Here is a 15,325-nt window from a genome sequence, read left to right on the forward strand (position 1 = left end):
ATAAGACGGCAGTGTTTATTTAACATTCTTATTATTAATTCGCGCCTGAATATTTGTCATTTATCCTATTTTATTTATTCATAAATAGTGATATTTCAGTGGAGATAACCATAATTTGATTTAGCTAATATGACTTCCAGCGCTTCTTTCGCATAGGAATTCACCATGAAGCCCAAAAACACAGCCACATCGCAAGATGTCACGCAGTCTGAATACGACGAAAATAGTGCGTTATTAAGCGCCTTGGATCGCTCATTAGCCATTATTGAGTTTGATCTCTCTAGCCGTATTATCGCGGTTAACCAAAACTATCTTGATTATTTTGGTTATCAGCGTGATGAAGTCATTGGTCAACATCACCTGATGTTTTGCCCTCCAGGCTATAACACTAGTGAAGAGTATCAAACACTTAAAAGGCGTTTGCACGCCGGGGAATCGCTGGAAGGGACTTTTGAGCGGTTACATAAAGATGGCTCTACAGTATGGTTGGCCGCAATTTATCAACCGGTCCCCGCCCCCGATGGCTCACTGACCCGCATGGTGAAAATTGCTAAAGACATTACTTTTTTAATTGAGCAGCAAAAAGCCACCCAAGAGTGGGTACAACTGCTGACTCAATTAACCGACCGCAGCGACAGTGCGATGTTTATTGCGGCCAATAGTGAGCATGGGCAACAAGCCGTTTATATCAATCAGGGGTTCACAAAGTTATTTGGCTATACCCCTGAGCAGGCCTTAGGGCAAAATATGGTGGATTTGCTCCAAAGCGCCCATCCTGAACAATTGGCATTGATAGATTCTTCATCCACTGATGCACGTCAGCAACTGCTGCCTAAAGAACTTTTCTACAGCAAAGATAGGCAACCCCATTGGTGTTCCGCAGTCATTAACTCGCTAGTTAATCAACTGGGTGAACAGAGTTATAGCATCGGGGTATTAACCGATATTACGCTGACCAAAATGTATGAAGTGTTGCAATATAAGGTGCTAGAGGCGCTGGTTAAGGAACACCCGCTTGAAGAAGTGATGTCTTTGCTGTGCCATGAAGTCGAGCGCATTGCTCCAGAGGTCACTGCCAGTATATTACTGGCTAATGGGCCTGAGCACCTGAGCCATCTCGCCGCGCCGAGTTTGCCACTGAGTTATACCGCCGCACTCACCAATGTGCCCATCGGGCCATACGCTGGCTCCTGTGGCACCGCCGCTTTTCGTAAAGAATCTGTCGAAGTGCAAGATATTGCTACTGACCCACTGTGGGCGGACTATCGCCACTTAATTCTGCCTCATGGCTTACTGGCATGCTGGTCGACGCCAATTCTGTCCAGCCAAGGGGAAATCCTCGGGACTTTTGCTTTCTATTACAAGCAGGCGCGCGGCCCAAGCGAATTTCATCGCCAGTTAGTCAAGTTAATTGCCAACTTGTGTTCTCTAGCGATGGAGCGGGAAGTATCACGCAAACAAATTCAACATTTGGCGTTTTATGATTCTCTGACCGGTTTACCTAATCGCAGCCAGTTTTTGATTTACGCGAAACAAACCATTGCGTTAGCCGCTGAAGTTGGCCACTCACTGGCCGTGTTAGTCATTAACTTAGATCGCTTCAAGCAAGTTAATGACTCCCTTGGCCATGCGGCTGGCGATGAACTTCTGGCTTCTATCGCCCAACGGCTGCGCAACGAGCTGCCCAAAAGTGACATTATTGGCCGCCTGTCTGGCGACGAATTTATTATTATTTTATCCCCCTGCACCATGCAGCAAGCCACCGTGAAGGTTGAGAAGATGCTCAGTTTGCTATCTCAGCCCTGCATGATAGCCAACGTCAATATTATTCCTTCCGCCAGTATTGGCATCAGTTTATATCCAGAAAATGGTGAGGAAATGGATACGCTGATGAACCATGCTGATATTGCGATGCATAAAGCCAAAAACATGGGACGCGGACATTTCAATTTCTTCAGTGTGGAAATGAATAATCTCAATCAACAACGCCAGGATATGGAAGATGCCCTGCGTCATGCCTTCCATATCGGTTCTCTTGAGTTATTTTATCAGCCGCAAGTGATGCTGAAAGATGGGCATCTGTATGGGGTCGAAGCCCTGAGCCGCTGGGTTCATCCCATACTGGGAAATATCCCGCCACAGCGTTTTATTCCTATTGCCGAAGAGAGCGGCCTGATTAACGAACTGGCTCTTTGGGCTATTGAAACCGCCTGCGAGCAGTTGGCCGACTGGCGTTTACGCGGGATTGATGTCCCCTCAGTATCGGTGAATCTGTCCCCGACCAACTTCCACAACCCCGGTTTGCCAGACATGATTTTGCATATTTTGCAGCATTATCATTTACCGCCACAGGATCTGACGTTAGAAATTACTGAAGATATACTGATTGAAAATAACCAGGCGATTTTCAGCACTATCGAAAAAATTCATCGTCTGGGCGTCAGATTATCAATGGATGATTTTGGCACCGGTTACTCTAGCCTGAGCTATCTCCGTCGTCTGGATCTCGATGAGATCAAGCTGGATAAGAGTTTTGTCCACGACCTCGAGCATGATGAAACTAGCCGTACTCTGAGCGAAGCGGTGATACGCATTGGCGAAAGCTTACAACTTTCAGTCATTGTTGAGGGGGTAGAAAATGAAGCTCAGCGCACTTTATTGAGCCGCCAAGGCTATCAGATTGGTCAAGGGTTCCTGTTCTCTGAGGCCCTGCCGGCCATCAAACTGGAGAAATGGCTAGAACATCGCCTTACCACTTAATTAGAAACCACTCCGTTAATGAATGATAAGTGATTGTTAATAAATAATAAGAAATAGTAAGTGAATAACAAGAGATATCTGATGAGTTGTAGTACCCTACTAGCCGATTCCAAACACTAATAAGTGACACCGTCACTATCATTGGTTTTGGCTGTGCTCAACCTTCTCATTAGTCGGCAGATTATTTATCCTTGCCACCTGTGTAATCTGGATGTCGTCTTGTTGCCATGCAAAAATTTCTGTTTCTATTATTAAGCCTAATTCTACTCGGCCCATTGGGCATCGACCTCTATCTACCCACGATTCCGGCCATCGCCAAAGGGTTGAACAGTAGTGAATCACTGATCCAGTCCACCATTGCCCTGTTTATTCTGGTGCTGGGGCTGGGTCAACTCATTGCCGGTCCCTTGGTTGATAAATATGGTCGCAAGCCCATCGCTATCATCGGTATTATTCTTTATATGCTGGGTGCCGCTATGGCCGCGCTGGCGGTTAGCCCGATGATGTTTGTCGGCTCGCGCCTGCTACAAGGTGTGGCGGTTTGCTGCACGGCGGTGGTGGCCTTCAGTGGTGTGCGTGATCGTCTTAATGGCAATGAAGCCGCGCGCGCCTTTGGATTCCTCAATGGGACATTAAATATTGTTCCGGCCTTAGCCCCGCTGTTAGGCGGCCTGTTGGCCGAAGCCTTTGGCTGGCGCGCGCCCTTCTGGTTCCTGGCGCTTTACGGCTTGTTAGTATTAATTCTGATCATTGTTTTCCTGCCCGAAACTCGTCCGGCGGATACTCAACCAGTAAAAAGTTTGCCGATAAAGAACTATCTGCGCATTTTACGTGATGATCGCTTCCTGATTTTCTCACTGGTTAACGCCGGTGCAATGGGCATGGCATTGACCTATGTCTCTCTGGCTCCCAACGTGTTGATGGTTGGCGCAGGGCTCAGCCCACTGCAATTCTCGCTGGTATTTGGTGCCAATGGTTTTTGGATTATGGCCGTCAGCTTTTTTGCCAGCCGGGTTATCCAGAAAGTGGGCCGTCCGACGTGTCTGATGACCGGCAGTTTATTGATGGCGCTAGGTTGCCTGGGGTTACTCTTCGGTCTGACCCAACTCTCGGCGGCCACACAGAACCACTGGCTGGTGTATATGTTACCGGTCGCCAGCGCCTGTGCCGGTTTAGCCTTTATGATGGGGCCAGCAACCAGTTATGCACTGGAGCCTTACGCCAATGAAGCTGGCGTTGCCTCAGCCTTAGTGGGTTTTGTGCAAATGGCGGGGGGCGCCGGATTAGGTTTACTGGCCATGGCATTACCCATTGAGCCAAAACTCTCACTGGCTATCGTGATGCTGGTCGGTTGCATACTGGCAGGGCTAGCGCGCCGCGCCAGTAAACATGTGCGTGGAACATTGCAGAAAATAAACTAACGCTAGCTACAACCTTTGGCGTTGTCGCCGGACAGCAAGCGAACTCATCTCGATGCACTTATGAAGTTCAGTGATTCGGGTGAATAAAAACCGCTGACCGCGCGACAACGTCAAGGACGTAAGGTGACAGGCACTCGATTTGCCAGCGCACACATCAACTCATAACCTACGGTACCGGCGGCTTTAGCCACATCATCAATAGGCTGATTTTCACCCCAGACTTCAACTTTACTACCTATTTGCGCTTGCGGGCACGGGGTTAAATCCACCGTCAGCATATCCATCGAAATTGAGCCGACCGTCTGTGTCAAGATGCCGTCTACCCTTATGGGCGTTCCGCTGGGTGCCAGTCGCGGATACCCATCGGCATAACCACAAGCCACCACGCCGATACGTTGCGCGGCACTGGCGGTGTAGCGGCTGCCATAACCCACCGAGTGGCCGGCTGATAATGACTGAACCGCAATAATTTCACTGTTCAGGCTCATCACCGGTTGCAGGCCAATCCCTGCGATATCGGCAACCTCCCCACTGGGTGACGCGCCGTAGAGGATAATACCGGGGCGGACCCAGTCATAGTGCGTCTCTGGATTACGCAATATTGCCGCGGAATTGGCAAAGCAACGCGCTGCCGGAATATGTTCACTAGCCTGCTGAATCAGCGAAAATTGTGTCTGCGCGCCGATGTGATTATCCGCATTGGCAAAGTGGCTCATTAGCGTCACCTCACCCACGTTACTCAGGCTTTTCGCCCATTGCCAAATAGTCTCCGCCTGCCCAACAGGAAAACCTAAGCGATTCATCCCGCTATTCAGCTTTAAATAAATATTCAGTGGAGCTGACAAACGCGCGGCTTTGATCGCCTCAAGCTGCCAGTCACTGTGCACTGTTGTCGTGAGGCGGTAATAGTCCAGTAGCACTAAATCCTGCGGTTGAAAGAAGCCCTCAAGCAGCAAAATCGGCCCCTGCCAGCCCTGTTCACGTAACATTATTGCTTCATTTAAATCCAGCAGTGCAAAGCCATCCGTTGCCGCCAACCCTTGCCAAATACGTGCCAGACCGTGCCCATAGGCATTGGCTTTCACCACTGACCATATTTTTGCCGCTCCGGCATGATGGCGAACAATACTCAAATTATGGCGCAGTGCAGATAAATTAATCGTGGCAGATATCGGGCGAGGCATGCTTATTCCTTCCAAAGCAGTAGTCAGTCATGCACAACCTATTGCCGCTTGCCCATAGTGTTGTGCCTGAATAATCAGCGTTTTAGCGAACAGGATGAATGTCGTGTAATGGCGCAGTATTCAGTGGCCGAAAGCCCGCGCTATAACGTGATACCGCAAGGTCATCAGCTAAAATAGCGGGTCGACGGCCATATATAATATCAGCCAATAACTGGCCCGAACCACAAGCCATCGTCCAGCCCAAAGTGCCGTGCCCGGTATTCAGATAGAGGTTCTTAAGCGAGGTTCGCCCGACAATTGGCGTGCCATCTGGCGTCATTGGCCGTAAGCCGGTCCAGAATGTGGCCTGGCCGATATTGCCCCCATGGGGGTACAAGTCAGTAACCACCATTTCCAAGGTTTCACGTCGTGCTTGTGCCAATTGGGTATTGAAGCCGACGATTTCAGCCATGCCACCCACACGAATCCGGTCGTCAAAGCGTGTAATAGCAATCTTGTAGGTTTCATCTAACACAGTAGAAAATGGGGCTGATGCTGGGTCGGTGATAGGGATGGTCAGCGAGTAGCCTTTGAGTGGATAAACCGGAATCGACACTAACCCAGCTAACAGCGCGGTTGAGTATGCGCCAAAGGCAACAACATAAGCATCCGCTTTTATAATGTCATCACCGCACAATACACCCGCGATTTGGTCACCCTCCACCAGCAATTTATCCACCGAGCGGTTAAAGATGAATTTCACCCCGGCCTGTTCGGCCATTTTTGCCAGCCGCTCGGTAAATAATTTACAGTCCCCGGTTTCATCATTGGGGAGACGTAAACCACCGGTGAGTTTGTGTGCCACTTTGGCTAATGCCGGTTCGACAGTAGCCAGTTGGTCGGCAGTGAGCAGTGAATATGGCACGCCCGCATCATCCAATACGGCGATATCTTTGGCCGCATTATCAAATTGCTGTTCAGTGCGGAACAGTTGCAGTGTCCCCCCCTGACGGCCCTCATATTGAATACCGGTATCTTCCCGCAGATCTTTTAAGCAATCGCGACTGTATTCTGCCAGCCGTACCATGCGGCTTTTGTTGGTCATATAGTGGGAAGTGTCGCAGTTTCTCAGCATCTGCCACATCCAACGCAACTGAAATGCACTGCCATCTAGGTGAATCGCAAGCGGGGCATGGCGTTGAAACATCCATTTAATGGCTTTTAAGGGAACACCAGGGGCTGCCCAAGGGGCTGCATATCCCGGGGAGATCTGCCCCGCATTGGCGGCACTGGTCTCTTGCGCTGGCCCCTCCTGGCGGTCAATTACGGTGACATCATGGCCGTCTTTGGCTAAGTACCAGGCACTGGCGACACCCACTACACCACTTCCTAAAATGACAACGCGCATATCATCCTCACTCCAAAATCACCACAAAAGCATAATATTCTGTTGACAGAAAATTAACCCAGCAGAAAAAACTATCCAACATATTAATTATAGACTGTGACTTCATTCACAATTAATTTACGCTGCAATGACTTTTTAATTCAATAGCGCCAGAGAAATAGCGATAAGATGCTATTTTTGCCCAATTAAACGAAAGAAAGACTGAAAATTAAACTGATTATCCCTATTAACAGCATGAATAATTAGCATGTTGCATAAGTTGATTTTATTGGTTTTATATTCTGCATAACCACTAAATAAACAGAATAATAATCCAATAAAAACCTATTTAAGATTATCCGTTAGGGCGATAAAAAATAATCTATATTGACATAAGGTCTTGCCATGCCTCAGTTTGTTCATATTGAGCTAGGATTATTGAAGTGACCGGTATTTTGCAGGGTTATAAAACCGTGAGGATGCGCTAATGACAACTTCAACACCAAAACACACCGCGCAAGATAAGCGCCTGACTGACGGCCCGGACTGGACATTTGAATTGCTGCAGGTCTATCTGGATCAAATCGACCGGGTGGCAAAACATTACCGGCTTGATACCTATCCCCATCAGATAGAGGTGATCACCTCAGAGCAAATGATGGATGCCTATTCAAGTATTGGCATGCCAATCAACTATACCCATTGGTCTTTCGGTAAGAAATTTATCGAAACCGAGCAGAAATATAAGCACGGTCAACAAGGACTGGCCTACGAGATTGTTATTAACTCCAATCCTTGTATTGCTTATTTAATGGAAGAAAACACCATCACTATGCAAGCCTTAGTCATGGCGCACGCCTGCTATGGCCATAATTCCTTCTTTAAGAATAACTATTTATTCCGAGCATGGACGGATGCCAGTTCCATCGTGGATTATCTGCTGTTTGCTCGCCATTATATTAGTGAATGTGAAGAGCGCTATGGAGTGGAAGAAGTTGAGCGGCTGCTCGACTCTTGCCATGCGCTGATGAACTATGGCGTCGATCGCTATAAACGCCCACAAAAAATATCCTTGATTGAGGAAACTGCCCGCCAGAAAAGCCGTGAGGAGTATCTGCAAAGTCAGGTCAACTCTTTATGGAAAACCTTACCGCGTAAAGATCGGGGAGAAGTGCAAGCTCAAGCTCATCGCTATCCCAGTGAGCCACAAGAGAATCTGCTGTATTTCATGGAGAAAAATGCCCCACTGCTGGAGTCATGGCAGCGGGAAGTGCTGCGTATCGTGCGCAAAGTCAGCCAGTATTTTTATCCACAGAAACAGACTCAAGTGATGAATGAGGGCTGGGCCACCTTCTGGCATTACACCATTTTGAATCATCTGTATGACGAAGGCCAAGTCACCGACCGGTTTATGATGGAGTTCTTACACAGCCATACCAATGTTGTCTATCAGCCGCCCTATAACAGCCCTTATTACAATGGTATTAACCCCTATGCTCTGGGGTTTGCCATGTTCCAGGATATCAAGCGCATCTGCCAGTCCCCGACTGAAGAGGACTATTACTGGTTCCCTGATATTGCCGGTAAAGATTGGCTGGATACGCTGCATTTTGCCATGCGCGACTTTAAGGATGAAAGCTTCATCAGCCAATTCTTATCACCGAAAGTGATGCGTGATTTCCGCCTCTTTACTGTGCTGGATGATGATAAGAATAACTATCTGGAAATTTCGGCTATTCATAATGAAGAAGGCTATCGTGCCATCCGTAATGAATTGTCTGCTCAATATAATTTGAGCAACCATGAGCCCAATATTCAGGTCTGGAATGTCGATTTGCGCGGTGACCGCTCTCTGACGCTACGCTATATCCCTCATGACCGAGCACCACTGGATAAAAGCCGCCAGCAAGTGATGAAACATATTCATCGGTTATGGGGGTTTGATATTCATATGGAACAGTTGAATGCTGATGGCAGCATTGAATTGCTCGACAGTGTCCCGCCCCGAGCGAGCAAACTCTAGGACGATAGGTCGCCGCTAATATCCATCAAAAAGGGGCATCAAATGCCCCTTTTACTTTGCTATTTTATCGCCTTTACCTAGCGACGAGCTTCAGCCAAATCACTTGGCATGGTGCCCTGCATACTGTGCCAGATAGCGCCGCTCTCTTTACCGTAGGTCCGCAAGCAATCTACTACCTGCTCGTGCCCTTTCTCATCACACAGTGTCGACAGCTTGCTATAAAACGCCAGTGCCAGCTTACGTGCTTCAGGATTAGAGAAATAGTAGCGCCCAACCCGGGTATAAAGCCCTTTCAAGCCATTGAGGATCAAGCCATAAATCGGATTACCGGAAGCAAACGCCAAACCACGGAAAATACCGTAATCCAGTGCGGTAAAGGCCTCTGAATTATCATCAACCGTCTGGGCTTGTGCCAGAATTTCCTGAGCTTTTTCCGGATGGTTGCGAATAGCCGTTCGGACAAAGATGGTAGCGATATTGGTTCGAACAGCCAGTAAGTTGTCTATCAATTGTGGCACACTGTCGTGGTCAAGCCGCGCCAGCGTTTCCAAGATATTAAGACCGGACGTCTCCCAAAAGTTGTTTACTTTCGTCGGTTTACCATGCTGAATAGTGAGCCAGCCATCGCGGGCTAACCGTTGCAGCACTTCGCGCAATGTTGTGCGGGTAACTCCAATAAGCTCTGAAAGTTCACGCTCCGCGGGCAAAATGGTGCCTGGAGGGAAGCGATTATTCCAAATACTTTCAATAATATACTCTTCCGCGAAACCGGCAGGACTTTGCGCCTTTATAACCATATTTTTTGACGTTCCGTAGCGATATATATCAGCAATTTAGTGCGCTCATCATACCAGACGACTCTATTCTGACATAGCATCGGAACCGAACAAATGGTGAAAGCAGTCATAAAGTTGCAAAAATTGCGCAGATAGAATGATGAGCAGATTATACATATTGCTTTTAGAGCAATAACCTAAAGTAAAATGTAACTTTGAGCAGCAATAGCATCATAAAAAATTTATTAAGGAGACCATAAGCCACAATGGATATGACCATTAGACAAGCGGTACTTAGGAATTTTCTTGGCAACTCGCCAGATTGGTACAAACTGGCAATCATAGGGTTCCTCATCATTAACCCGTTGGTGTTCTTCTTCGTCAACCCATTCCTCGCGGGTTGGATGCTGGTGATAGAATTCATCTTTACGCTGGCGATGGCACTGAAATGCTACCCATTGCAACCCGGTGGTTTGCTCGCTATTCAAGCCGTGGCTATCGGTATGACCAGCCCGCATCAGGTTGCAGAAGAGATTGCTAATAATCTGGAAGTCCTGTTGCTACTGGTTTTCATGGTGGCGGGCATCTACTTTATGAAGCAGTTGTTACTGTTTGTATTTACCAAACTGCTACTCACTATCCGCTCAAAAATCATTCTTTCATTAGCCTTCTGTGTGGCTTCTGCTTTTCTTTCCGCCTTTCTCGATGCCCTAACCGTTATTGCGGTAGTCATTAGTGTGTCTGTCGGTTTTTATACTATTTATCATCATGTTGCCTCCAATCATTCGGATAAAGACATTAATGATGACAGTTGGATAGACAGTCAAGATAACCGCAAAACACTGGAGCAATTCCGGGCATTTCTGCGCAGCTTAATGATGCATGCCGGTGTGGGTACGGCATTGGGCGGCGTGATGACGATGGTCGGAGAGCCGCAGAATCTGATTATTGCCAAAAGTGCCGGCTGGCATTTTGGCGATTTCTTTATCCGCATGTTGCCGGTCACGCTACCAGTGCTGTGCTGTGGGTTATTGGTTTGCCTGTTGGTTGAGCGCTTCAAACTGTTTGGATATGGTGCGGAGTTGCCTGAACGTGTGCGTCAGGTTTTAACTGATTACGACAAACAAGCCAGCGCCAAGCGGACCCAGCAGGAGAAAATGAAACTTCTGGTTCAGGCGCTGATTGGTGTGTGGTTGGTGTTGGCGCTAGCCTTACATCTCGCTGAAGTCGGCTTAGTGGGGCTATCGGTCATTATTCTCGCGACCTCCCTATGTGGCATCACCAATGAACATGCGCTGGGTAAAGCTTTTCAGGAAGCATTACCGTTTACTGCCCTGCTCACGGTATTTTTCGCTGTGGTCGCGGTAATTATTGAGCAAAGTTTATTCACGCCTATTATTCAATTCGTGCTGCAATCTTCGCCATCAGCCCAACTATCACTGTTTTATCTGTTTAACGGTTTGCTGTCATCGGTATCAGATAATGTCTTTGTTGGCACGGTGTATATCAATGAAGCGCGCACTGCATTTGAGCATGGCATCATTTCACTGCAACAATTTGAATTATTGGCAGTTGCCATTAATACCGGGACTAACCTGCCGTCAGTCGCCACGCCGAATGGTCAAGCGGCATTCTTATTCCTGCTGACCTCGGCACTCGCGCCATTGATTCGCCTCTCATATGGTCGCATGGTGTATATGGCTCTGCCTTATACCATTGTGATGACCCTTGTGGGTCTGCTGGGCGTTGAATATCTCTTAGTTCCGGTGACAGAATGGATGATGCAAAGTGGCTGGATAAGTTTGCCTCATATAGCCGCAGAGGTTAGCATCACACACTGATTGCTTGCATTATCGTCTCTGCCAGCCCTACACTTTCCCTCGCCACGAGGGACGGTGCTATACCCACAGACATAAGTTTCAAATACTATGGGGTAGACTTAGAAGGATTATGGGCTGGCAAAACAAACCAATATCTTATCCAAAGTAAAATTTATGCTCGTGGTAGTCGGTCATTCGCGAGAAATAACTGATTTTTGCCTAATTTTACCTTTGGGTAGCTGGCAGCAAAGATGAATTGGTTTACACTGCCGGTACAATTGCTTACTGCATGGAAAATAAAGATATGTTGCAATTCCTTAACCGCTGCTCTAAAGGGCGCGGTGCTTGGCTATTACTGGCCCTGACTGCACTTGCATTAGAATTAGTTGCGCTCTATTTTCAACACGTGATGCTACTGCAGCCTTGCGTGATGTGTATTTACGAACGCGCCGCATTATTCGGTATTCTTGGTGCCGCATTGCTAGGTGCTATTGCCCCTAAATCACCCTTGCGCTATCTGGCTATTTTTATCTGGATTTATAGCGCCTGGAAAGGGATTCAGCTGGCGTGGACCCACACCATGCTGCAACTGCATCCATCGCCTTTCACCACCTGTGATTTCTTTGTGAGCTTCCCTTCTTGGCTGCCATTGGACAAGTGGTTCCCGGCTATTTTTGTTGCCAGTGGTGATTGCGCGGTAAAACAATGGGAATTTTTAAGCCTGGAAATGCCACAGTGGTTAGTGGGTATTTTTGCAGCTTACCTGTTGGTATCGCTGTTAGTGCTGATGAGTCAGTTTGTTAAGCCGAAAAGACGCGATCTGTTTGGTCGATAGTTTTCATACATATCTTTATCTATTTAAGGCGCCCATTTGTGTGGCGCCTTTTTTATATACCCTTTCTGCTCGCTGTAGTGACCTACATTCCGCATAGGTACATCAGATTATCAAATCACAATGGTAATCTGCTGGCCTGATTAATTTAACGAATAATTCCGCGTGCCGAGCGGGAGAAAAAAGGCTTATAGGGGATTAATATTTGCCACTCTTTCGCCAGAAGCTCAATTTCTTCATTAACATCTGCTACCAACTTACCCGCATGATAAATAAGCTGATAAGCATTCTGAACCGCTTGCCCATCCCCCCAATTTAACCCATCGGCTTTCACGCCAATAGGGACTGCACGGTTACCTTCAGCAATCACATACGGAGGAATATCCTGCACCACACAGGAGCCAGTATTAACCAATGCACAAGTACCAATCACACAAAATTGATGCACTGCGCTTGCCGCACCGATAGTGGCGCAATCACCCACTTCAACATGCCCGGCTAATCCCACATTCGACGCCAATAAACAGTGGTTACCGACAATACAGTCATGACCAACGTGAACGTGGCTCATCAGATTATTATCATCACCAATCGAGGTGACGCTGCCACCTTGCAAAGTACCGCGATGGATAGTGACATTTTGTTGAATCAAATTGCGGTTACCGATGACCACCCGAGTGGCCTCACCATTATATTTAAGATCCTGATTAATCTCGCCAATAGAGGAAAACTGTCCAATATTATTGTCACATCCAATCTCAGTAATACCATTAATCACAATGTGTGATTTAAGCACGGTGCCTGAACCAATAGTGACTTGAGAACCAATGTAGCAAAAGTGACCAATCTGTACATTCGCCCCAATTACCGCCCCCTTCTCAATGATTGCAGAAGTAGAAATTATCGCGGTGTTATCAATCAAGCTATTTAACTCTCCATGTGGAGGACTCACTTTACGACTTCGTGGGTAACTTCAGCGTCGACTCAGGACTAATCCATCCATTGGTTTAATCGGATTTACTAACATAAAAGTGGTTGTCGCTCAGATTAGGTAGGCCCATATGCAAAAACCCTGGCAATAACCAGGGTTTTTAAAAGGGAGCCGGTACTTTCCCGGCCGTCATGTTATGGCGTAAGCGTTCATCGTACACTCCGACGTTACACAGCCTAAGCACGACTATTGCACAACAGAGAAACACACTGGAAAACTACCCAATAAGCTTCTCTGTTACGCATCTTTCTACACCCTCTAAGAGCGTGATTGCCGAAATGTTGCTATGCATTTACTTCACCAGAGCAATAATCATACAGTGTTATAATATTTCATCAAGGTAAATTGAAAATTTTCTTCCATTGAAACCTTCTTTGGATTTTTTATTTCTCATCACTTACGTGTAGAGCTAATTATAGCTGCGAGTCACACAAAAAAGGCCGCCATTAGGCAGCCTGAGTTCAATCCATCATCAAAGGCTAAGCTTTGGTATGGGTGCAAATATATTGATTAGCTTGTTCACCATCGACAACCGCCAAACGAATTGGCAATGCCGAGATATTAAGAGAGGCAATCACTTGCTCTTGGCTACTCGCCTTCTGGAAGATTAACGACTCTCCCTGCCCCTCTGGATTCACTTTTACAAAATGAAACACCGCGTTATCTATGGTCAATTGTTGATTCGGGCCATCCAATACCGCAGTAAGGCTGGCGCCATCTTTCAATTCGCAATCAAGATTAATTAATGAAGCCCCAGCGGCCTGAACCTGGTGTGAAACACTACCTAAAGTAGTGGAGATGCCGATGATGATAGCGGCTAATGTTGAATATTTCATATTTTAGGTTTCTTTGTTAGATACGGCGTATGTCAGCCAAATCTGGCTTATTAATAGGTAGAGTTATCTAGCCCACTGCGGTTTATTCAGGATGTGATCTTGCCAGTCAATGACTTCGCTCTCGCGAACAGCAATATGGCGCACTGAGATTCGCTCACCATGCATAGCTGATTTTGACCCAGTTAATAGCGGATGCCAGCTTGGTAAATCATGGCCTTCACCAATTAAACGATAAGCACATGTGGGTGGTAGCCAATCAAAAGTGACCAGATTTTCGCGCGTTAACTTTATGCAATCTTCTTCTAATTCAAAGCGACGCTCATAGTTACGGCACTGACAGGTTTTAATATTGAGCTGATCACAGGCCACATTGGTGAAATAAATTTCATCAGTGTCCTCATCAATCAATTTATTCAAACAGCATTGGCCGCATCCGTCACACAGCGATTCCCATTCACTATCTGACATCTCAGCGAGTGTTTTTTGTTGCCAAAAAGGAGGTTGTGACATATTTGTATCCGCGGTGGTTGATGAGCATGCAGTAATAAGCATATAGCTAAATAAGCGGGTCGTTATAGACGTTTTGGCTACCAGATGCAAGTTTTGCCGCCCGCAAAAATGGGCAAGCGGCATAGTTTTCTTAGATTATGCGGGTGTTCAACGTTTTACCATTTAGCATAATTTTAAGCATATCGCCCGACTTCATTGGCCCGACACCCTGCGGCGTTCCTGTCAGTACCACATCGCCTGCGCGCAAGGTAAAGAAGCGACTGATGTAACTTATCAATGGGATTATCGGGGTGATCATGTCGCGAGTATTACCCTGCTGACGGATTTCATCATTAATGGTCAGGGATAAATCGACATTTTGCGCATCGCCAAACTCAGCCACCGGGATAAAACCGGAAATCGGGCACGAACCATCAAATGCCTTGGATTTTTCCCACGGCTGCCCGGCTTTTTTCAATCCTGACTGCAATTCCCGTAGCGTTAAATCCAATGCCACACCATAACCGGCAATAGCACGCGCCACCCTATCTTCACTGGCTTGTTTCAATGGCGTACCAATCAATACCGCCAATTCCACTTCATGATGGACAGCACCGAAATCTTTCGGAATAGAGACCGGCTGGCGAATATCGCATAATGCTGTTTCAGGTTTGATAAACAGCACCGGTTCAGCTGAGGCTGTACTCCCCATTTCTTTAATATGCTCGGCATAGTTGCTGCCGACGCAAACCACTTTGCTTACTGGAAAATCCAGCAAAGCCCCTTGCCAGTCTCTATGTTGGTACATACTGCCTCTCCTGAATTCA

Annotated in this window: 12 protein-coding genes; 5 read left to right on the forward strand and 7 right to left on the reverse strand. The window is 47.0% G+C overall.

What is annotated here, in order from left to right:
* The first annotated feature begins 165 nt into the window (after window positions 1-165).
* Both N0H69_RS14990 and N0H69_RS14995 read left to right on the forward strand, forming a co-directional pair.
* Complete coding sequence (locus tag N0H69_RS14990; RefSeq protein WP_050151736.1) at window positions 166-2,760, forward strand: bifunctional diguanylate cyclase/phosphodiesterase; 2,595 nt, start codon at window positions 166-168, stop codon at window positions 2,758-2,760.
* A 227-nt stretch (window positions 2,761-2,987) separates the two neighbouring features.
* Window positions 2,988-4,181 carry a multidrug effflux MFS transporter gene (locus tag N0H69_RS14995; protein ID WP_050151735.1) on the forward strand — a complete coding sequence of 398 codons (1,194 nt, stop codon included), beginning with the start codon at window positions 2,988-2,990 and terminating at the stop codon, window positions 4,179-4,181.
* A 110-nt stretch (window positions 4,182-4,291) separates the two neighbouring features.
* On the opposite strand, the gene dadX is transcribed toward N0H69_RS14995, so the two are convergent.
* Together dadX and N0H69_RS15005 are read right to left on the reverse strand one after the other, a co-directional pair.
* Entirely contained in the window at window positions 4,292-5,365 is a 1,074-nt protein-coding gene (gene dadX / locus N0H69_RS15000) for a catabolic alanine racemase DadX (protein ID WP_050122159.1), read from the reverse strand.
* A gap of 82 nt (window positions 5,366-5,447) precedes the next feature.
* Window positions 5,448-6,752 carry a D-amino acid dehydrogenase gene (locus N0H69_RS15005; RefSeq protein WP_050107228.1) on the reverse strand — a complete coding sequence of 435 codons (1,305 nt, stop codon included), beginning with the start codon at window positions 6,750-6,752 and terminating at the stop codon, window positions 5,448-5,450.
* Between the two features lie 466 nt (window positions 6,753-7,218).
* On the opposite strand from N0H69_RS15005, the gene N0H69_RS15010 reads away from it, so the two are divergent.
* The gene (locus N0H69_RS15010; RefSeq protein WP_050107229.1) at window positions 7,219-8,754 is read left to right on the forward strand and encodes a SpoVR family protein; all 1,536 of its coding nucleotides are present in this window, start codon (window positions 7,219-7,221) and stop codon (window positions 8,752-8,754) included.
* A 77-nt stretch (window positions 8,755-8,831) separates the two neighbouring features.
* Here N0H69_RS15010 and fadR read toward each other — a convergent pair whose 3' ends face one another.
* Window positions 8,832-9,551, reverse strand: coding sequence for a fatty acid metabolism transcriptional regulator FadR (gene fadR, locus N0H69_RS15015; protein WP_050107230.1), 720 nt, complete (start codon window positions 9,549-9,551; stop codon window positions 8,832-8,834).
* Between the two features lie 245 nt (window positions 9,552-9,796).
* On the opposite strand from fadR, the gene nhaB reads away from it, so the two are divergent.
* Both nhaB and dsbB read left to right on the forward strand, forming a co-directional pair.
* Window positions 9,797-11,371, forward strand: a complete 1,575-nt coding sequence (gene nhaB / locus N0H69_RS15020; protein WP_050134098.1) for a sodium/proton antiporter NhaB — start codon at window positions 9,797-9,799, stop codon at window positions 11,369-11,371.
* A gap of 283 nt (window positions 11,372-11,654) precedes the next feature.
* Window positions 11,655-12,185 (forward strand): disulfide bond formation protein DsbB, encoded by a 531-nt coding sequence (dsbB, locus tag N0H69_RS15025; RefSeq protein WP_050107232.1) that lies wholly within the window; start codon window positions 11,655-11,657, stop codon window positions 12,183-12,185.
* Between the two features lie 145 nt (window positions 12,186-12,330).
* Here the strand turns inward: dsbB and lpxA are convergent, their stop codons facing one another.
* The 4 genes from lpxA to N0H69_RS15045 all read right to left on the reverse strand — a co-directional run bounded on the left by lpxA (window position 12,331) and on the right by N0H69_RS15045 (window position 15,306).
* Window positions 12,331-13,104 carry an acyl-ACP--UDP-N-acetylglucosamine O-acyltransferase gene (gene lpxA / locus N0H69_RS15030; RefSeq protein ID WP_050107233.1) on the reverse strand — a complete coding sequence of 258 codons (774 nt, stop codon included), beginning with the start codon at window positions 13,102-13,104 and terminating at the stop codon, window positions 12,331-12,333.
* A 548-nt stretch (window positions 13,105-13,652) separates the two neighbouring features.
* Complete coding sequence (locus N0H69_RS15035; protein ID WP_050107234.1) at window positions 13,653-14,009, reverse strand: hypothetical protein; 357 nt, start codon at window positions 14,007-14,009, stop codon at window positions 13,653-13,655.
* Window positions 14,010-14,072: 63 nt separating this feature from the next.
* Entirely contained in the window at window positions 14,073-14,519 is a 447-nt protein-coding gene (gene ycgN, locus N0H69_RS15040) for a cysteine cluster protein YcgN (protein WP_050122223.1), read from the reverse strand.
* A gap of 130 nt (window positions 14,520-14,649) precedes the next feature.
* Window positions 14,650-15,306 carry a fumarylacetoacetate hydrolase family protein gene (locus tag N0H69_RS15045; protein ID WP_050107235.1) on the reverse strand — a complete coding sequence of 219 codons (657 nt, stop codon included), beginning with the start codon at window positions 15,304-15,306 and terminating at the stop codon, window positions 14,650-14,652.
* Between the last annotated feature and the right edge of the window lie 19 nt (window positions 15,307-15,325).

Source organism: Yersinia alsatica, from assembly GCF_025133195.1.
GTDB classification, from domain to species: Bacteria; Pseudomonadota; Gammaproteobacteria; order Enterobacterales; family Enterobacteriaceae; genus Yersinia; species Yersinia alsatica.

Excerpts from the sequence above, each read along its gene's own strand:
- dadX (WP_050122159.1), bottom strand. The coding sequence starts at position 5,365 with ATGCCTCGCCCGATATCTGCCACGATTAATTTATCTGCACTGCGCCAT.
- N0H69_RS14990 (WP_050151736.1), top strand. The coding sequence starts at position 166 with ATGAAGCCCAAAAACACAGCCACATCGCAAGATGTCACGCAGTCTGAA.
- nhaB (WP_050134098.1), top strand. The coding sequence starts at position 9,797 with ATGGATATGACCATTAGACAAGCGGTACTTAGGAATTTTCTTGGCAAC.
- N0H69_RS15010 (WP_050107229.1), top strand. The coding sequence starts at position 7,219 with ATGACAACTTCAACACCAAAACACACCGCGCAAGATAAGCGCCTGACT.
- N0H69_RS15035 (WP_050107234.1), bottom strand. The coding sequence starts at position 14,009 with ATGAAATATTCAACATTAGCCGCTATCATCATCGGCATCTCCACTACT.
- N0H69_RS14995 (WP_050151735.1), top strand. The coding sequence starts at position 2,988 with ATGCAAAAATTTCTGTTTCTATTATTAAGCCTAATTCTACTCGGCCCA.
- N0H69_RS15045 (WP_050107235.1), bottom strand. The coding sequence starts at position 15,306 with ATGTACCAACATAGAGACTGGCAAGGGGCTTTGCTGGATTTTCCAGTA.
- dsbB (WP_050107232.1), top strand. The coding sequence starts at position 11,655 with ATGTTGCAATTCCTTAACCGCTGCTCTAAAGGGCGCGGTGCTTGGCTA.
- ycgN (WP_050122223.1), bottom strand. The coding sequence starts at position 14,519 with ATGTCACAACCTCCTTTTTGGCAACAAAAAACACTCGCTGAGATGTCA.
- N0H69_RS15005 (WP_050107228.1), bottom strand. The coding sequence starts at position 6,752 with ATGCGCGTTGTCATTTTAGGAAGTGGTGTAGTGGGTGTCGCCAGTGCC.
- fadR (WP_050107230.1), bottom strand. The coding sequence starts at position 9,551 with ATGGTTATAAAGGCGCAAAGTCCTGCCGGTTTCGCGGAAGAGTATATT.